Below are 18,961 nucleotides of genomic sequence, written 5' to 3' on the forward strand. Positions count from 1 at the left end.
CACAAGATGTTTAGTTTTATTGCCCGCCGACTGGGGTTGTTGATCCCCACGTTTTTCGGCATCACCTTGCTGACTTTCGCGTTGATTCGCATGATTCCGGGCGACCCCGTGGAAGTGATGATGGGCGAACGTCGGGTCGACCCCGAAATGCACGCTCAGGCAATGGAACGCCTAGGTCTGAACAAACCGCTGTATGCCCAGTACCTGGACTACATCGGCAAACTGGCCCACGGCGATCTCGGCGAATCCCTGCGTACGCGTGAGAGCGTATGGACCGAGTTCACCTCCCTCTTCCCGGCGACCCTGGAACTGTCCATGGCCGCCCTGCTGTTTGCCGGCATCCTCGGTCTTCTGGCCGGGGTGATTGCGGCGCTCAAGCGAGGATCCCTGTTCGACCATGGGGTGATGGGCATCTCCCTGGCGGGGTATTCGATGCCGATCTTCTGGTGGGGCCTGATCCTGATCATGTTCTTCTCGGTGAGCCTGGGCTGGACCCCGGTGTCCGGACGGATCGACCTGCTTTACGACATTGAGCCGCGCACCGGTTTCATGCTGATCGACACGCTGCTGGCCGATGACATGGGCGCATTCCTCGATGCCCTGCACCACCTGATCCTGCCGGCCATCGTGCTCGGCACCATTCCGCTGGCGGTGATCGCGCGGATGACCCGTTCGTCGATGCTTGAAGTGCTGCGCGAAGACTACATCCGCACCGCCAAGGCCAAAGGCCTGTCGCCGTCGCGCGTGGTGTTCGTGCACGGTCTGCGCAACGCGCTGATTCCGGTCCTGACCGTGGTCGGCCTGCAAGTCGGCACCCTGCTGGCCGGTGCAGTCCTGACCGAAACCATTTTCTCCTGGCCCGGCATCGGTAAATGGCTGATCGAAGCCATCGGCGCCCGGGACTACCCGGTTGTGCAAAACGGCATCCTGTTAATCGCCTGCCTGGTGATTCTGGTCAACTTCGTAGTGGACATCCTCTACGGCTTTGCCAACCCACGCATCCGTCATCAGCGCTGAGGTCCATACCATGAGCACTCCAACATCCTCAGTAGCCACTTCCGCCCCAAGCGCGGATCAAAGCCTGCTGTACCCGTCACCGTACAAAGAATTCTGGCAAGCCTTCTCCAAGAACAAGGGCGCGGTTGCCGGCCTGCTGTTCATGCTGCTGATCATCTTCTGCGCGATCTTCGCGCCGTGGGTCGCGCCGCATAACCCAAGCGAGCAATACCGTGACTTCCTGCTGACGCCACCGGCGTGGCTCGAAGGCGGGCAGATGCAATTCCTGCTCGGCACCGATGAACTGGGTCGCGACCTGCTGTCACGTCTGATCCAGGGTTCGCGCCTGTCGCTGCTGATCGGTCTGTCGTCGGTGGTGATGTCGCTGATCCCGGGGATCCTGCTGGGTCTGTTCGCCGGTTTCTTCCCGAAAATGATCGGCCCGACCATCATGCGTCTGATGGACATCATGCTGGCCCTGCCGTCCCTGCTGCTGGCTGTGGCGATCGTCGCCATCCTCGGCCCTGGCCTGATCAACACCGTGATCGCCATTGCTGTGGTATCGCTGCCGTCCTACGTGCGTCTGACCCGTGCTGCGGTGATGGGCGAACTGAACCGCGACTACGTAACCGCCGCACGCCTGGCCGGTGCCGGTCTGCCACGTCTGATGTTCATCACCGTGCTGCCCAACTGCATGGCGCCGCTGATCGTGCAGGCCACCCTGAGCTTCTCCTCGGCGATTCTCGATGCCGCCGCCCTGGGCTTCCTCGGCCTTGGCGTACAACCGCCAACCCCTGAGTGGGGCACCATGCTGGCCTCGGCCCGCGACTACATCGAACGCGCCTGGTGGGTCGTGAGTCTGCCTGGTTTGACCATTTTGCTCAGCGTGCTGGCAATCAACTTGATGGGCGACGGTCTGCGCGATGCGCTGGACCCGAAACTCAAGAACGCCGCCTGAGGAGATTCCCATGTCACTGTTAGAAATCAAGAATCTCAACGTTCGCTTCGGCGACAAAACCGCGACACCCGTTGTCGATGGCCTCGACCTGAAAGTCGACAAAGGCGAAGTCCTGGCGATCGTTGGCGAATCGGGTTCGGGTAAATCCGTAACCATGATGGCGCTGATGGGCCTGATCGAGCATCCCGGCATCGTCACCGCCGACTCGCTCAGCTTTGACGGCAAAGACATGCTCAAGCTGAGCAATCGTCAACGTCGGCAAATCGTCGGCAAAGACCTGTCGATGGTGTTCCAGGACCCGATGACCGCGCTGAATCCGAGCTACACCGTCGGTTTCCAGATCGAAGAAGTGCTGCGTCTGCACCTGAAAATGTCCGGCAAGCAAGCGCGCAAACGCGCCATCGAACTGCTGGAAAAAGTGGAGATCCCGGGCGCCGCCAGCCGTATGGACGCCTACCCGCACCAACTGTCTGGCGGTATGAGCCAGCGTGTCGCGATTGCCATGGCGATTGCCGGCGAACCGAAACTGCTGATCGCCGACGAACCGACCACGGCACTCGACGTAACCATTCAGGCACAGATCATGGATCTGCTGCTGGCGTTGCAGAAAGAACAGAACATGGGCCTGGTGCTGATCACTCACGACCTCGCGGTCGTGGCCGAAACCGCCCAGCGCGTGTGCGTGATGTACGCCGGCCAGGCTGTCGAAGTCGGTCAGGTGCCGCAACTGTTCGACATCCCGGCACACCCGTACAGCGAAGCGTTGCTCAAGGCGATTCCGGAACACAGCCAGGGCGCCGAGCGTCTGGCGACACTGCCGGGCATCGTCCCGGGCCGTTATGACCGTCCGCAGGGTTGCCTGCTGTCGCCGCGCTGCCCGTACGTGCAGGACACCTGCCGCGCGCAACGTCCGACCCTTGATCCGAAAAGCAACAGCCTCGCGCGCTGCTTCTTCCCGCTGAACCAGGAGGTGGCGTAATGGCCGTCGTACTTACCGCCCGCGACCTGACCCGTCACTACGAAGTGTCCCGTGGCCTGTTCAAGGGGCACGCCACCGTACGCGCGCTCAACGGCGTGTCGTTCGAACTGGAAGCCGGCAAGACCCTCGCCGTGGTCGGCGAATCGGGCTGCGGCAAATCCACCCTCGCCCGTGCCCTGACCCTGATTGAAGAGCCGTCGTCCGGTTCGTTGAAAATCGCCGGCCAGGAAGTCGCCGGTGCCGACAAGGCTCAGCGCAAGCAACTGCGCAAAGACGTGCAGATGGTGTTCCAGAGCCCGTACGCGTCATTGAATCCTCGGCAGAAAGTCGGTGACCAACTCGGCGAGCCGCTGCTGATCAACACCAACCTGTCCGCCGCTGAACGCCGCGAAAAAGTCCAGGCGATGATGAAGCAGGTCGGCTTGCGTCCCGAGCACTACCAGCGCTATCCGCACATGTTCTCCGGCGGTCAGCGCCAGCGGATCGCTCTCGCCCGGGCGATGATGCTGCAACCGAAAGTGCTGGTGGCGGATGAGCCTACCTCGGCACTGGACGTGTCGATTCAGGCCCAGGTGCTGAACCTGTTCATGGATCTGCAGCAAGAGTTCAACACGGCGTACGTGTTCATTTCGCACAACCTGGCGGTGGTGCAACATGTGGCCGATGACGTGATGGTGATGTACCTCGGTCGCCCGGTGGAAATGGGCCCGAAAGACGCTATCTACGAACGTCCCCTGCACCCATACACCCAGGCGTTGCTGTCGGCGACCCCGACCATTCACCCGGACCCGAACAAGCCGAAAATCAAGATCGTCGGCGAATTGCCCAACCCGCTGAACCCGCCACCGGGCTGCGCGTTCCACAAGCGCTGCCCGTACGCGACCGAGCGTTGCAGCACTGAAGAGCCGTTGTTGCGTGAATTGGATAATCGCCAGGTGGCCTGCCACTACGCCGAGCAATTCCTCGACGGCGCCGCCTGATTAACGGCGGACGAAAGTGTGGGAGCGGGCTTGCTCGCGAATGCGGTGTGACAGTCACTGATAATGGTGACTGACACACCGCTTTCGGGAGCAAGCCACCTCCCACAGGGAACTTGAGTTGTCGCTAAAGCGTTAACCAAACCCCTTCTCCCCCGATTGCGCATCAGTCGGGGAAGAAGGGGTTTTCTTTTATTTGCGATTTACGTCTGGCTGTCGCCTTCGTCGTCCGGATCATCAGAGTCCGGTTCATCAGTAGTCGAGTCGTCGTCATCGGCGCTGCCACCCTGCCCCTGATCACCTGGCTCTGATTCGGACTTGGCGAGCATCAGGCCGCTGTGTCCGACCTGGCCGTTAAAGGCCTGGGAATCGTGATCCTCGCACTCCGCCCAGGCCGTCGCGGTGCCGAGGGACAGCATGACCATCACTTTCAATAGCAATAAAAACCGTAGCAACCTGCTTTTCATAGCTGACTCCATCCACTTTCAGGTGAGACATGGGTGCCTGACTGGCGCTGTGTGAAATCTAGTTCCGATCCGTCGGGTTCACCAGATAGGACGCTAACGAGCAGACAGAAATGCCCTCCACAGACAGACAGGTTTCGAATAACACCTATCGCGGAATCAGCTAAGCGGACGGGTCGCTTGCCACGTCAAGGGAATCGACATCAACACCAGTACGGCGCTACCCAGCCAGACGCTATGGCCACCGAAATTGCCGTACAACTGACCGCTGAGCACCGGCGACAACAGCGCACTGGCGCTCCAGCTCATAAAGAACAGACCAAAGTACTGGCCGCTTTTGCCGCGCTGGGCAAATTGCATCGCCAGCACATTCAGCGGCGGCATGAACAACGCCTCGCCCAAGGTCCAGATCACCGTCGACAGGCAGACGAACGCCGGCCCGGATCCGAACGGCAACATGCCCAATCCGCCGGCCAGCAACAAACTCCCCGCGAGCATTTGCCGCCGCGTGCCCCAACGCTCGCCGCAGTGTGACAAGGGAATCTGCAAGGCGATCACCAGCAACGCATTGAGCCCGAACTGCCAGCCGATCGCCTCGGTACTCAAGTGGTAGTAATCACGCAGATAATTGCCCAGCGTGCTGTAGACCGTGTCGAATGCAATGCCAAGCACGGCCGTCGCCGCGAGCAACCACAGGAACGCTTTATCGTAAAACGGCGCAACGGATCCACCGGCGCCGTTTGTAGAGGGGGCGTCATTGATCAGTACCGGCCGACGCCACGTAGTGCGAACAAACCACAGCAAGGCCAACAGCGTCATCGCCGCGCTGCCGAAAAACACCCAACGGAAATCCGTCTGCGCCAACACCCCGCCCGCCACACCCGCGGCGGCCATGCCAAGGTTACGCGCCACCCGGCTCAAGGCCTGCGCGCGCGAGCGTTGAGCGACTTCGCAGTACTCCATGATCAGGCGTTGGTGCAGGGTGCGAATGGCCCCATCGATCGTCCCGCTGAGCAACAGCAATGCCGCAAGCAACGGCACTTGCGTGACCAGCCCCAGCAGGATCAACACCCACACCGAAACAAAGAACAACGTCGCCGTCAGCCGCGCCGTACGCACATGATCACTGAGCAGCCCACCGAGCATCGAACCGACCAACAACCCGGCACCATAGGCCGACAGCAACCAGCCGACGGTTTCAATCGCCAGCCCCAACTCCTGGCGCAGATACAGCGCCATGAACAACTTGACCATGCTGCTCAGACGATTGATGAACAGCAACGCCGCAAGCACCCAGGCCATCAGACTGAAATAGCCATTGGGGCGCAGCAGATGGATGAGGTTGCGCGTCATTCCATTGACCTCTCAAAGCGACTGGCATGACCTGGAACACTAACGTCCAGCGCGCCGGTTGTCGCGATCAAGAACATCGATATCTCAAAATACGGATTCGCCCTACAGTCCCTGCAGGAGCTTCCTTCAGTCGCTCAATTGGATTAGAGAAACTGGTCGGCTGTCAGATCGTCATCGCCAGCGGGCTGGCTCCTACAGTGGGAATGGGTGCGGTCAGCTGGAGACTGGTCGGCTGTCAGGCCGCCTTCGCGAGCAAGCCCGCTCCGACAGGTTGAACCCGGTGTATTCAGGTAGAAATTGGTCGGCTGTCAGGCCGCCTTCGCGAGCAAGCTCGCTCCCACAGTTTGAAACCGGTGTATTCAGGTAGAAATTGGTCGGCTGTCAGGCCGCCTTCGCGAGCAAGCCCGCTCCCACAGTTTGGACCCGGTGCATTCAGGTAGAGCTTGGTCGGCTATCAGGCCGCCATCGCTGGCAAGCCAGCTCCCACAGGTTGAACCCGGTGTATTCAGGTAGAAATTGGTCGGCTATCAGGCCGCCTTCGCGAGCAAGCCCGCTCCCACAGGTTGAACCCGGTGTATTCAGGTAGAAATTGGTCGGCTATCAGGCCGCCATCGCTGGCAAGCCAGCTCCCACAGAAAAAGCTAAAGCCAGGCGCATGCTTTTCACCACTCAAATGGCCGAGTGTCAGCTCGCCGAAAGCTTTTGATCTTGATCCTCGGGCGACGTCGGAAGGCTGAGTGGAGGGATTGATCCGGGGGTGGGAGCGCAGCGACCGTTTGGCGCAGCCAAACACAGCGAGAGGAGGTGCAGCGAAGCAAACCGTAGGCGCTGCGCCCGGATCAATCCCGCAGCGAAGGGACCCCGAGCCCCAGCGAGCGGGCCGAACGCAGGAGCAAGCCTTTTGGGTTACCTTTTCGGCGTTTGGAAAAGGTGACTCGCCGTAAGGGCGAAACCCTAAGTAGCCGTTACCAAAAAACGGATATGTACACAAAAAAACCAAGAACCTGGTCGGCCCAAAGGCCGCCAAGACCAAAGCCCCAAAAAAAAGCCCCCAAGGCCTACACCTCAGGGGCTTTCGAACAAACCAGCTCAGCGCTTAGTGATGCTCACGCGTCGCACGGAATTTCACATCCGGCCACCGCTCTTCCATCAACGCCAGGTTAACCCGCGTCGGCGCGAGATAGGTCAGGTGCCCACCGCCATCCAGTGCCAGGTTCTCCACAGCCTTGTTGGAAAACTCCTCAAGCTTCTTCTTGTCGCTGCATTCAATCCAGCGCGCGGAATACACAGTGATCGGCTCGTAAGAGCACTCAACCTTGTATTCCTCCCTCAGACGGCTAGCGACCACATCAAACTGCAGCACACCCACGGCGCCAAGAATGATGTCGTTGCTGCGCTCCGGGAAGAACACCTGGGTCGCGCCTTCTTCGGCCAACTGCTGCAGACCCTGACGCAACTGCTTGGACTTCAGCGGATCACGCAGACGCACACGACGGAACAGCTCCGGGGCGAAGTGCGGGATACCGGTGAAACCGAGGACTTCACCTTCGCTGAAGGTGTCGCCGATCTGGATCGTGCCGTGGTTATGCAGACCGATGATGTCGCCGGCGTACGCCTCTTCCAGCTGTTCACGCTCGGAGGAGAAGAACGTCAGGGCGTCGCCGATGCGCACGTCCTTGCCGGTACGCACGTGGCGCATCTTCATGCCTTTCTCGTACTTGCCGGAGCAGATACGCATGAAGGCGATGCGGTCGCGGTGTTTCGGGTCCATGTTCGCCTGGATCTTGAAGATGAAGCCCGAGAACTTCTCTTCCACCGGCTCCACGGTACGTTCGTTGGCGACACGGGCCAGCGGACGCGGGGCCCAGTCAACCACTGCATCGAGCACGTGATCGACACCGAAGTTGCCCAATGCCGTACCGAAGAACACCGGAGTCAGTTGACCGTCGAGGAACTCCTGCTGGTTGAACTCGTGGCAGGCGCCCTGCACCAGTTCCAGCTGTTCGAGGAAGCGATCGTACTCGTCGCCCAAGTGCGCGCGCGCCTCGTCGGAGTCGAGCTTCTCGATGATCTTGGTTTCGGTGCGTTCGTGACCGTGACCGGCGGTGTAGACAATGATGTAGTCGTCGGCCAGGTGGTACACGCCCTTGAAGTCGCGGTAGCAACCGATCGGCCAGGTGATCGGCGCTGCCTTGATCTTCAGAACGGCTTCGATTTCGTCGAGCAGTTCGATCGGGTCGCGGATGTCACGGTCGAGTTTGTTGATGAAGCTGACGATCGGCGTGTCACGCAGACGGCAGACATCCATCAGGGCGATGGTCCGTGGCTCAACGCCTTTACCGCCGTCGAGCACCATCAGCGCCGAGTCGACCGCCGTCAGGGTGCGGTAGGTGTCTTCGGAGAAGTCTTCGTGGCCCGGGGTGTCGAGCAGGTTGATCATGTGTTCGCGATACGGGAACTGCATGACCGACGTGGTAATGGAAATACCCCGCTGCTTCTCCATCTCCATCCAGTCGGATGTCGCATGGCGGTCGGATTTACGGGATTTCACCGTACCGGCCACTGCAATCGCCTTGCCCATCAACAGGAGCTTTTCGGTGATCGTGGTTTTACCGGCATCGGGGTGGGAAATAATGGCGAAAGTGCGGCGTTTCGCGACTTCGGCGGCCTGGTTGGTCATGGGAAATCGCCTGGCGGTGATTCAAAAAAGGGCCGCGATTATAGCCCAACTCGATGCAATAACCGAACCGTTGAGCACATTAAGGGTGGCCAAATGCTGCCCCAGATGGGAACCTTTTAAAGCACGGAGACGTCCATCCCCTGTTACGACATTTCGTCAGGGGCTGAAAAATCAGCAAGTTAGCCTGACGAGGCTGCGCTCATGGCTCGCTTTCAGACCGCTTGTTGCCGGTGCTGAAGGAGCTGCTTCTCGCGAACGTTTATTCCCGGCAGCCAAGGCTTGGCATGCCACACGGGAGAGCGTTCGCCGACTATAAAAAAGGAGTCCGCCTGTGGCTATCCGCTATGGCAAAGGGCTGATGGGAGGTGCGGTGGTTATCGCGCTCCTGGCCCTGCTGATCCACTGGATCGGCATCAACACGATCGAACACTACCGCGACGATTTGTTGTTTTACCTGCAAGCTCATCTGATTCTCGTCCTCGCTTCAATGCTGGCCGCCCTGGTCGTGGGCATCCCCGCCGGTATCTTCCTCAGTCGCCCGACCATGGTCGGCCGCGCTGAACGCTTCATGCAGATCTTCAATATCGGCAACACCGTGCCACCGCTGGCCGTACTGGCGATTGCCCTGGGGATTCTCGGCATCGGCAGTGGTCCGGCGATCTTCGCTTTGTTCCTCGCTTCTCTGTTGCCAATTGTGCGTAACACCTACGAAGGTCTGAAAAACGTCCAGGGTTCGCTGAAAGAAGCCGCCGTCGGCATCGGCATGACCCCGCGCCAGGTGTTGTGGAAAGTCGAATTGCCCAATGCGGTGCCGATCATCATCGGTGGCGTGCGCGTGGCACTGGCGATCAACGTCGGCACCGCGCCGCTGGCCTTCCTGATCGGCGCCAACAGCCTCGGCAGCCTGATCTTCCCTGGCATCGCCCTGAACAATCAGCCGCAACTGCTGCTCGGCGCTGCGTGCACCGCGCTGCTGGCCCTGCTGCTCGATGGCGTGGTCACCCTCGCCAGCCGTCTCTGGCTGGAACGCGGTTTGCGCCCGTCTTAAGGCTTTTGCGAAGGAATACTTATGAAACGATTTAGCTTGATCTTAGGCTGCATCATGCTGTTCGCAGGATTTGCCCAGGCGGCGGAAAAACCGCTCATTCGCCTCGGCGCCCGGGTGTTCACCGAGCAGACCCTGCTCGCGGAAATCACCGCGCAATACCTGCGCAGCAAAGGCTACGACGCGCAGATCACCGGCGGTCTGGGCAGCAACCTCGCCCGCAGCGCCCACGAAAGCGGACAACTGGACATGCTCTGGGAATACACCGGCGTGTCGCTGGTGGCCTACAACCATGTCACCGAAAAACTCGACAGCGAACAGTCCTACGCCCGGGTCAAAGAACTCGACGCGAAAAAAGGCCTGGTCTGGCTGACCCCGTCGAAATTCAGCAACACCTACGCCCTCGCCCTGCCGAAAAAAGTCGCCGAGGAGTACCCGCAGATCAACACCATCAGCGACCTGAACAAGGTGCTGCGCGATGAAGCCAAGACCAATCACCTGGTGGCGCTGGACACCGAGTTCGCCAACCGCTCCGACGGTCTGGACGGCATGGTCAAGCTCTACGACATGAACCTGACCCGCAAGAACATCCGGCAGATGGACGCCGGGCTGGTCTACACCGCGCTGCGCAACGGCCAGGTGTTTGCCGGTCTGGTCTACACCACCGACGGCCGCCTCAACGCCTTCGGCTTGAAGCTGCTGGAAGACGACAAGCATTACTTCCCCGACTACACCGCCGCGCCGGTAGTGCGTCAGGCCTACCTCGATGCGCACCCGCAACTGGTCGAGCAACTCAAGCCGCTGGCGCAACTGTTCGACGACGAAACCATGCGCCAACTCAACGCGCGGGTCGACGTCGATCATGAGAGCCCGTCGAAAGTGGCAGCGGATTTCCTGCGCCAGCACCCACTCAATTAAGGAGGAAAAGTCATGGAATTTCTGAACGCCTTTTCCCACCTCGACTGGCAGCAGGTGATGCACCTGACCTGGCAGCACATCACCCTGGTCGGCATCGCGGTAACGCTGGCGATTCTCATCGGTGTGCCGCTGGGCATTCTGATGACGCGCTTCCCGAGCCTCGCCGGTCCCTTGCAGGCCAGCGCCACGGTGCTGCTGACCGTGCCGTCGATTGCCCTGTTCGGCCTGCTGCTGCCGTTCTACTCCAAATTCGGCCAGGGCCTGGGGCCGATGCCGGCGATCACCGCAGTGTTCCTCTATTCGCTGCTACCGATCATGCGCAACACCTATCTCGCCCTGACCGGCGTCGAGCCGGGCATTCGTGAAGCTGCACGCGGCATCGGCATGACCTTCGGCCAGCGCCTGCGCATGGTTGAGTTGCCGATTGCAGTGCCGGTGATCCTCGCCGGGGTGCGCACCGCCGTGGTGATGAACATCGGCGTGATGACCATCGCCGCGACCATCGGCGCCGGTGGCCTTGGCGTGCTGATCCTCGCCTCCATCAGCCGCAGCGACATGTCGATGCTGATCGTCGGCGCGCTGCTGGTCAGTCTTCTGGCGATCTTCGCCGACCTTCTCCTGCAGTGGCTGCAACGTACGCTGACTCCAAAAGGACTCCTCAAATGATCGAACTTCAAAACCTCAGCAAGACCTTCCAGAGCAACGGCAAAGATGTCAAAGCCGTGGACTCGGTAAGCCTAACCGTCAATGAAGGCGAAATCTGTGTGTTCCTCGGGCCATCGGGTTGCGGCAAAAGCACCACGCTGAAAATGATCAACCGCCTGATCAAGCCGACCTCGGGCAAGATCCTGATCAACGGCGAAGACACCACCGACCTCGACGAAGTGACCCTGCGCCGCAACATCGGCTACGTGATCCAGCAGATCGGCCTGTTCCCCAACATGACCATCGAAGAGAACATCGTCGTGGTGCCGAAACTGCTCGGCTGGGACAAACAGAAATGCCACGATCGCGCTCGCGAACTGATGAGCATGATCAAGCTGGAACCCAAGCAGTATCTGCATCGTTACCCGCGTGAACTGTCCGGCGGCCAGCAACAGCGCATCGGTGTGATCCGCGCACTGGCGGCGGATGCGCCGTTGTTGCTGATGGACGAGCCGTTTGGTGCGGTCGACCCGATCAATCGCGAGATGATCCAGAACGAGTTCTTCGAGATGCAGCGCGCGCTGAACAAGACCGTGATCATGGTCAGCCACGACATCGACGAAGCGATCAAGCTCGGTGACAAGATCGCGATCTTCCGCGCCGGCAAACTGCTGCAGATCGATCACCCGGACACCCTGCTCGCACACCCGGCGGACGACTTTGTCAGCAATTTCGTCGGTCAGGACAGCACCCTCAAACGCCTGCTGCTGGTGAAGGCTGAAGACGCCGCCGACAATGCGCCTTCGGTCAGCCCGGAAACCCCGGTGGCCGATGCGCTGGAGTTGATGGACGAGCATGACCGCCGCTATGTGGTGGTCACCTGTGCCGAGAACAAGGCGCTGGGCTATGTGCGTCGTCGCGACCTGCACCGCCAGACCGGCACCTGCGCGCAGTATCTGCGTGAGTTCAACGCCACGGCGGCGTACGACGAACACCTGCGCATCCTGTTGTCGCGCATGTACGAGTTCAACCGTTCGTGGCTGCCGGTGATGGATGCCGAGCGGGTGTTCCTCGGTGAGGTGACGCAGGAGTCGATCGCAGCCTATCTGAGCTCGGGGCGTTCGCGCGGGATGAAGACCAATATCGTCTCGCCGGCTGAGGCTGTAATCGCGTAAAAACTCCAAACCTGTGGGAGCGGGCTTGCTCGCGAATGCGTAGTGGCCGTCGGCGGTGATGTCGGCTGTGAAAATGTCTTCGCGAGCAAGCCCGCTCCCACAGGATTCGTGTAATCCTGATGATTCGCAGGGCGGAAAAGAATCTCAACAGCTGCGTTCACAGAACCTCTGCAAACACCCGCTCCCAAACGGCCAAAATCCCCCTCACACCCGCCTCTCGCCGCCAACGTCGCCGATGTTGCGCCTATCGCACTTACCCACGAGTTAGTCGATAAAAGCCGCGAACGTGCAGGTATTTTTAACACATGAAAATTCCCGGGGAACATCTGTCCGTCATCTCGGTCGGCTACAAAGAGTGATATCCGCGACGTACGTCAGAAGCGTGCAAAAACGCGACATTTTTAGTTGATCTCAGGCCCCTCACGCCCTAAAGTTCGCGCCGAACGTCCATGCTGGAAACGATCCATCCGGCTCAAGTACTGACGACGAGACAGCAAGGCCAAGGGCAGTTACGCCCGTGGCCTTTTTGCTTTCGGCGACATGCCTTGGGAAGTAGGCGAACCAAAGTGGGGATACGGAGGACGTTCATTTACACCCATGTTTTTACCCGTTTGCCCATAGGAGCACTCCAGCATGTCGATCCAGGTCGAAGACTATTTCGCGCGCGAAACCTTTCAGAAAATGAAGGCGTTCGCCGACAAACAGGAAACCCCGTTCGTGGTGATCGACACCGCGATGATCGCCCAGGCCTACGATGACCTGCGCGCCGGTTTCGAATTCGCCAAGGTCTACTACGCGGTCAAGGCCAACCCGGCTGTCGAGATCATCGACCTGCTCAAAGAGAAAGGCTCGAGCTTCGACATCGCCTCCATCTATGAGCTGGACAAAGTGCTGAGCCGTGGCGTCAGCCCGGACCAGATCAGCTACGGCAACACCATCAAGAAGTCCAAGGACATCCGCTACTTCTACGAGAAGGGTGTGCGCCTGTTCGCCACCGACTCCGAAGCCGACCTGCGCAACATTGCCAAGGCTGCGCCGGGTGCGAAAGTCTATGTGCGCATCCTCACCGAAGGCTCGACCACCGCTGACTGGCCACTGTCGCGCAAGTTCGGCTGCCAGACCGACATGGCCATGGACCTGCTGATCCTCGCCCGCGACCTGGGCCTGGTGCCGTACGGCATCTCGTTCCACGTCGGTTCGCAACAGCGCGACATCAGTGTCTGGGACGCGGCGATCGCCAAGGTCAAAGTGATCTTCGAGCGTCTGAAAGAAGAAGACGGCATCCACTTGAAGCTGATCAACATGGGTGGCGGCTTCCCGGCCAACTACATCACCCGCACCAACAGCCTGGAAACCTACGCCGAAGAGATCATCCGCTTCCTGAAAGAAGACTTCGGCGATGACCTGCCGGAAATCATTCTGGAGCCGGGCCGTTCGCTGATCGCCAACGCCGGCATTCTGGTCAGCGAAGTCGTGCTGGTTGCACGTAAATCCCGCACCGCCGTCGAGCGTTGGGTGTATACCGATGTGGGTAAGTTCTCCGGCCTGATCGAAACCATGGACGAAGCGATCAAGTTCCCGATCTGGACCGAGAAGAAAGGCGAGATGGAAGAAGTGGTCATCGCCGGTCCAACTTGCGACAGCGCCGACATCATGTATGAGAACTACAAGTATGGTCTGCCACTGAACCTGGCCATCGGTGATCGCCTGTACTGGCTGTCGACCGGTGCGTACACCACCAGTTACAGCGCCGTCGAATTCAATGGCTTCCCGCCGCTGAAATCGTTCTACGTGTAATACGTAGCGATTGAGAAAAAGGCCCATGAGCAATCATGGGCCTTTTTTTATGGGCGCAGCCACGCCTCAAGATGATCGAGCATTGCCATGCACTCATTGGCGCTCTCGGTCATCGCGGCGAGTTTGAAATTCAGCTCACTCAGTTTCACCGCAGCCTTCGCCTGCAAGAGTTGATTGCACACGTTGTCGAGGCGCTGATAAAGCGCTTCGATGAATAGCCCCATCTGCGTATTCACCGACACGAACCCATTGAATAACGCCGCGATATCAGCCTGGTATTCAGCCGCCCTGATGGCCGGATCGGTCGATGCATAAGCCAGATCCCAGACAGGCGTCGTCAATGAATCGCCAAACAACCCTTCGGCAACGGTTGGCGTCGCATGACACAGGCAGGAGCGGTGATCCATAGCGCCGAGAAACACTGACTTCAAGCCAAATGACTCGTCGTACACTTCCACGACTGTGTATTTCAGCTGCCGTATCTCGGCCTGCAGCGCATAGAAACGCAGTGCCAGTTCGTGGATCAGGTCAGGCACATCCTCTGCTGGGAACAACTGCCAGCTGGTCGACCGCGAAAGGCTGAACAGCCGAAAGTCCACCTGGCTGACAGGCTCGTGTCTGGAGGTGTTGCCTGTGATATCCAGGGCTTCGCGGGTAAACACTTGCAGATCCCCTAGATACCCTGCGCCAAGACGCCTCGACGCTTCGGTACGCGCCCAGAAATCCTGCAGATAGCGCTGATTGAACCGGGCGTTCTCCAGACGCGAGTCTTTGGCCAGGACGGCCAATTGATGCCCTGCCTTTCTCCGGCGCTCGAAGACCAGCGGTATCGCATTGAATGTCGTCGGCAAGGTGCCGAGAAATCGCCCGTAACGGTCCAGTACACGCCGTTGCATCGCTGAAAATTCATAAGCCAAAGCATTCATGCCGTTTCAGGAAAGGCAGGCTATTCGCCCACCTTTCCAGCTCCTTGTTATTGATGAATGCTCTTTAGATGCCTGACGACTTCGGCGACTCGATCAATCGCTGCTTGCGCCCGGGTTTCAACGGGAAGCGCAGTGTTCTGTCTGAAATCATTGGCGAAGCGGGTAAAGTCATCGATCAGAACGCTGAACTCTCCAGCGTAAGCCGCACGGCCGTCGTCCAGTTGATCCAGGGTTTCGACCAGCTCGATCCGGCCTTCAATGCGCGCGAGGTCTTTGCTGTATTTGTTGATCTGTGTGCGCAGATCACCTGCCTGTTCATTCAGCCGGTTGTACGCTGCCAGCATATTGAGAAAGGAAACGGCCTCGCCAATGCCGGAAATCAGTTTCTTCAGCGTCTCGATAGCCAGCAGGGCAACTTGCACCTGAGGTGGCGCCAGTCCCAATGCCTTGAGGTTTTCCAGAGACAACTGCGCTTGTTCGCCAATTTTCTCGATGCCAGCCTTGGCGATCAGATCAATACCCTCGGAAACAGACTTCATTTCGATCGTCAGGTCTGCGAGTTTTTTGTCGGATCTGGCCTTGAGCTCGATCGTGGTGACACGCTCGGCCTTGAGCGTCACGATCCACTCGGCCGAGGCGCTGCGATCGTAATAAGCGCTGATGCTCTTGTGCACAGCTTTCAGATCTTCGTTCTGCACCGCCACCTTGTTGAAGATATTCTTCAGCTCGACCTCCATATCCTCGCGAACTTCGTCCGCGTCGTCCGGATACTCCAGCTCAGCTTGATAGCTGCGCAGTTTTTTATCGGCGCGTTCCAGGTAAATGCTGGTGGCCTGTGCCTGACTCCGCAGATCGTAGGTGGCCTTGTTGATGGCGAGCGCCAGATTGTTCATGGCCCCGACAGTTCCAGGCATGTAATCGAATTGCTCGAAGAGCATCTGAGCCGTGGTATTAAGACCCTGCACACCCGCATTATGCTCACGCAGGCGGGGCATGTTGAATGCGGGTACAGCCGAACTAACCGATAGCAAAGACATCATTGACCCACTCCGAACAACCAGCCCACTTCTTTCATATTCCCTGTCAGCCTCTTCAAACACTTTCAGCAACTGATCAGAGCTGACTTTTATCTGCTCCCAGGGATCGATGATACTCAGTAATTGAATCTTGAAACGGCGTAGCGAAGTCGCTTCGAAAATACCGTCAACTTCCTTGAACGACGCCTCGACGTAATCACTGAGGGCATTCCATACCAGCATCAGGTTCTGAGTCGCGACCTCGGCTTCAATCGCCACGTAACTCAAATTTTGCAAATCATCTCGAACCTTGTTCAACGAACTCAGCGTCTGGTTCTTGCTTGCCATACTCTGGTTATCGACCTGCTGCAGTTGCTTCAGGCGATTACGTTCAGAGCGGATTTTCTCGGCCTTGACGCCTTGGTAAATGCCAAGAATCAATCCGCCAATATTCAGGGTGGCTGCCGACTTGATCGCTTCCTGCACCAGTTGGTCGTACTGTTTGTTCAGTTCATCAATTTCTTTTGCGCGCTGATCAATGACTTCCTGCAGCGCCTTGGTATCGTTCTGATAAGTGTTCCTGGAGACGAACTGCAGTCGCAAGGCAATTTCCGGCAGCACCTTTTCACGCATATCGGCGCCAAAACTGTCCAGCAGGGCCCGAACGCGCTCGGCTTCCTGATGACAATGCGCAACTTTAGCCAACAGGTCATTGAGATACGCCTTGATATCCAGGATATCTTCCGAAGACAGGTCAAGATCAGGCAGACCCGGAATCTGCCGTTGCAGATTCAGGTATTCCTTAGGCGTATTGATGTTGTGCTCTTCGAGATACCTCGAGGCCTTGAGATCCTCATACACTTCAACAATGGCGTTACCCGTGCGGATAATACTGCCAGCAAAGATTCTCAGATCGTTACCGGTCAACATGATCTTTTCGCGCAATGGCGACCAGCGTTTGGCGTGATCATAGGTCATGCTGAAGGTACGCAGGAAATCTCCCGCTTTCAGGCCCACGCCGCCTTCATCACCCGCACCATAGTTTAGATAGGCAATAACATCTTGCAACCGGACGGGCAGCGAGAGGCCGAGAACTTCATACTTCCTGAGACTGATAATTTGCTCTTTGGTCAGTTGTATACCGGTACCCCGGTTATATTCCTCACCCACGCCCAGCGAGGCATTTACAAATGCCAGAGGCGCTTTCGCGGCGGCCTCGACCACCTTGTCATTTAACTTGAGCTCCATCAAAGACTCCTTGTCTTCCGTGGATATTAATAACGGCTATTTTATTTTCGATGCCGACAAGAAACTTCCAATCACTTGAACAACATCGAACCCGACAGTAGGCAAATACAACTAATTCGCCAAGTTATTAACTATTAAAATTAAATACAAGAAGCAGAAAATCCAACTAACCAATGGCCAACCGAAAGACTTTTTAATGACTCAAGCGACGAGCAATTCCCCAAGCCGCTGCCGATAAGCATCGGCCATCTGGCGAATCGACGGATGACGGGCGCTCGATAATGAACTCATGCTCACCCGCAGAAAATTCACGTTCCCTGTAGCCAGTGCCTTGCGCAACCAGCCCAGTGCGTCCTCGATCAATCCAGCATCAGCCAGCATTGCGGCATAACTGAACTGCCCACGAAAATCTCCGCCCTCGGCCGAACGTCGGTACCAGTCGCGCGCGGCGACCGGGTCGGCCCGACAGACCAGCCCTTCTTCCAGATAACGCCCCAGCAGGTTCATCGACTTGGCGTGGCCTGCTTCAGCGGCGCGCTGATACAACCCCAGGGCCTGAGCATGATCCAACGTCACTCCGCGCCCGGTACCCAGCAGGTTGGCCAGGTTGTACATCGCCCAATCCAGCCCCGCGTCAGCGGCGATTCGATAATGCTGCGCGGCAATCGCGGCATTCGCCACACACCCCCAGCCATGTTCATGACAACGCCCCAGCATGTTGCGCGCCATCAAGTGCCCTTGCCCGGCAGCGATACCAAACCAGCGCAGTGCCAAGGGTTGATCCTGGGCGATGCCACGGCCATCGAGCAGGATCTGCCCGAGCAGCGCCTGCGCTTCAACAATGCCCTGGCCGGCCGCGAGCAGAATCGCCTGCGCCGCACGCGCCGGGCTTTCTTCAAGCATGGCGTTGAGCTGGGCGCCGTCGAGTACTTCTTCGCGTCGCAGTTGAAAACTCATACCTCGACCCAGCGCCGCAACAGATTGTGATAGGTGCCGGTGAGGCGGATCAGCGACGGGTGATCGGGCATGTCTTGAGTGAGCTGCTGGATCGCCCCGTCCATCTCGAACAGCAGAGCGCGCTGGCTGTCTTCACGCACCAGACTTTGCGTCCAGAAGAACGACGCATAACGCGCGCCGCGGGTGACGGCATTGACCTTGTGCAGGCTGGTGCCGGGGTACAGCACCATATCGCCGGCGGGCAGTTTCACCCGTTGCGTGCCGAAAGTGTCCTGGATCTCCAGCTCGCCGCCGTCGTAATCCTCGGGTTCGCTGAAAAACAGTGTGGCCGACAGATCGGTGCGCACCCGCTCGATGCTGCCTTTGGGCTGACGCACGGCGTTGTCGATGTGAAAGTCGAAACTGCCGCCCGCCGTGTAGCAGTTGAGTAACGGCGGGAATACTTTGTGCGGCAGCGCGGCCGACATGAACAGCGGATTTTTCCACAGCCGCTCGAGCATCGCTGCACCGATTTCCTTGGCCAGCGGATGGCCTTCCGGGAGCTGCAGATTGTGCTTGGCCTTCGCCGACTGATAGCCGGCGGTGATCTTGCCATCAGCCCAATCCGCCTGCTCCAGCGCCTCGCGGATGCGCTGCACTTCTGCTTTGGCGAACAGGCCGGGGATGTGCAGCAGCATGGCGATCGTACCTGATGGTAAAGGGGTGCCAATGGTATTGATTCTTATTGGCTGTGTAAAACCCGCACGACGGATGAATCGGCAAAAACCGTAAGGTTAAATTGTAAAGAATGTAAATTCGTCGCGAATAACAATGTTTCGCAATTGATA

16 protein-coding genes are annotated in these 18,961 nt (G+C 58.6%); 9 read left to right on the plus strand and 7 right to left on the minus strand.

The features are described 5' to 3' along the window. The first annotated feature begins 6 nt into the window (after positions 1–6). Genes LVD08_RS08680 through LVD08_RS08695 form a run of 4 tightly spaced genes read left to right on the plus strand, consistent with a single transcriptional unit; the run spans position 7 to position 3,913 of the window. Positions 7–1,017: an ABC transporter permease subunit gene (locus LVD08_RS08680; RefSeq protein WP_007953665.1), complete on the plus strand. Its 1,011-nt coding sequence runs from the start codon at positions 7–9 to the stop codon at positions 1,015–1,017. Positions 1,018–1,027: 10 nt separating this feature from the next. After that, positions 1,028–1,954, plus strand: coding sequence for an ABC transporter permease subunit (locus LVD08_RS08685; RefSeq protein WP_027610812.1), 927 nt, complete (start codon positions 1,028–1,030; stop codon positions 1,952–1,954). A gap of 10 nt (positions 1,955–1,964) precedes the next feature. Then, on the plus strand, positions 1,965–2,933 hold the full coding sequence (locus LVD08_RS08690) for an ABC transporter ATP-binding protein (protein WP_097090377.1): 969 nt from the start codon (positions 1,965–1,967) through the stop codon (positions 2,931–2,933). Continuing rightward, positions 2,933–3,913 carry a peptide ABC transporter ATP-binding protein gene (locus LVD08_RS08695; protein WP_027610810.1) on the plus strand — a complete coding sequence of 327 codons (981 nt, stop codon included), beginning with the start codon at positions 2,933–2,935 and terminating at the stop codon, positions 3,911–3,913. Before LVD08_RS08690 ends, LVD08_RS08695 begins: the two co-directional genes overlap by 1 nt. A gap of 200 nt (positions 3,914–4,113) precedes the next feature. Here the strand turns inward: LVD08_RS08695 and LVD08_RS08700 are convergent, their stop codons facing one another. The 3 genes from LVD08_RS08700 to LVD08_RS08710 all read right to left on the minus strand — a co-directional run bounded on the left by LVD08_RS08700 (position 4,114) and on the right by LVD08_RS08710 (position 8,407). Further along, positions 4,114–4,377, minus strand: a complete 264-nt coding sequence (locus LVD08_RS08700; RefSeq protein WP_027610809.1) for a hypothetical protein — start codon at positions 4,375–4,377, stop codon at positions 4,114–4,116. Between the two features lie 156 nt (positions 4,378–4,533). Further along, positions 4,534–5,727, minus strand: a complete 1,194-nt coding sequence (locus tag LVD08_RS08705; protein ID WP_247267924.1) for an MFS transporter — start codon at positions 5,725–5,727, stop codon at positions 4,534–4,536. 1,096 nt (positions 5,728–6,823) lie between these two features. After that, entirely contained in the window at positions 6,824–8,407 is a 1,584-nt protein-coding gene (locus LVD08_RS08710) for a peptide chain release factor 3 (RefSeq protein WP_247267925.1), read from the minus strand. 358 nt (positions 8,408–8,765) lie between these two features. On the opposite strand from LVD08_RS08710, the gene LVD08_RS08715 reads away from it, so the two are divergent. From LVD08_RS08715 to LVD08_RS08735, 5 genes are all read left to right on the plus strand, one after another. Continuing rightward, positions 8,766–9,455 (plus strand): ABC transporter permease, encoded by a 690-nt coding sequence (locus LVD08_RS08715; protein ID WP_177409065.1) that lies wholly within the window; start codon positions 8,766–8,768, stop codon positions 9,453–9,455. 21 nt (positions 9,456–9,476) lie between these two features. Then, positions 9,477–10,370 (plus strand): glycine betaine ABC transporter substrate-binding protein, encoded by an 894-nt coding sequence (locus LVD08_RS08720; protein ID WP_247267926.1) that lies wholly within the window; start codon positions 9,477–9,479, stop codon positions 10,368–10,370. A 12-nt stretch (positions 10,371–10,382) separates the two neighbouring features. Continuing rightward, positions 10,383–11,036, plus strand: a complete 654-nt coding sequence (locus tag LVD08_RS08725; RefSeq protein ID WP_007965673.1) for an ABC transporter permease — start codon at positions 10,383–10,385, stop codon at positions 11,034–11,036. Then, complete coding sequence (locus LVD08_RS08730; protein WP_027610804.1) at positions 11,033–12,190, plus strand: osmoprotectant ABC transporter ATP-binding protein OsmV; 1,158 nt, start codon at positions 11,033–11,035, stop codon at positions 12,188–12,190. The genes LVD08_RS08725 and LVD08_RS08730 overlap by 4 nt, the downstream gene beginning before the upstream one ends. Positions 12,191–12,823: 633 nt before the next feature. After that, a complete protein-coding gene (locus tag LVD08_RS08735; protein WP_039769212.1) occupies positions 12,824–13,987 on the plus strand; it encodes a type III PLP-dependent enzyme in 1,164 nt (387 codons plus the stop codon). 47 nt (positions 13,988–14,034) lie between these two features. Here the strand turns inward: LVD08_RS08735 and LVD08_RS08740 are convergent, their stop codons facing one another. The 4 genes from LVD08_RS08740 to LVD08_RS08755 form a co-directional block, all read right to left on the minus strand. Continuing rightward, positions 14,035–14,913, minus strand: a complete 879-nt coding sequence (locus LVD08_RS08740) for a hypothetical protein (protein ID WP_097090484.1) — start codon at positions 14,911–14,913, stop codon at positions 14,035–14,037. A gap of 47 nt (positions 14,914–14,960) precedes the next feature. Continuing rightward, complete coding sequence (locus LVD08_RS08745; RefSeq protein WP_247267927.1) at positions 14,961–17,177, minus strand: alpha-xenorhabdolysin family binary toxin subunit A; 2,217 nt, start codon at positions 17,175–17,177, stop codon at positions 14,961–14,963. Positions 17,178–17,378: 201 nt separating this feature from the next. Further along, positions 17,379–18,134, minus strand: coding sequence for a tetratricopeptide repeat protein (locus LVD08_RS08750; RefSeq protein WP_103367768.1), 756 nt, complete (start codon positions 18,132–18,134; stop codon positions 17,379–17,381). Continuing rightward, positions 18,131–18,811 (minus strand): Fe2+-dependent dioxygenase, encoded by a 681-nt coding sequence (locus tag LVD08_RS08755; RefSeq protein ID WP_027610799.1) that lies wholly within the window; start codon positions 18,809–18,811, stop codon positions 18,131–18,133. Before LVD08_RS08755 ends, LVD08_RS08750 begins: the two co-directional genes overlap by 4 nt. Positions 18,812–18,961: the final 150 nt, after the last annotated feature.

Origin of the sequence: Pseudomonas sp. YL2, assembly GCF_023063025.1 — a bacterium.
In the GTDB taxonomy this organism is placed as follows: domain Bacteria; phylum Pseudomonadota; class Gammaproteobacteria; order Pseudomonadales; family Pseudomonadaceae; genus Aquipseudomonas; species Aquipseudomonas putida_A.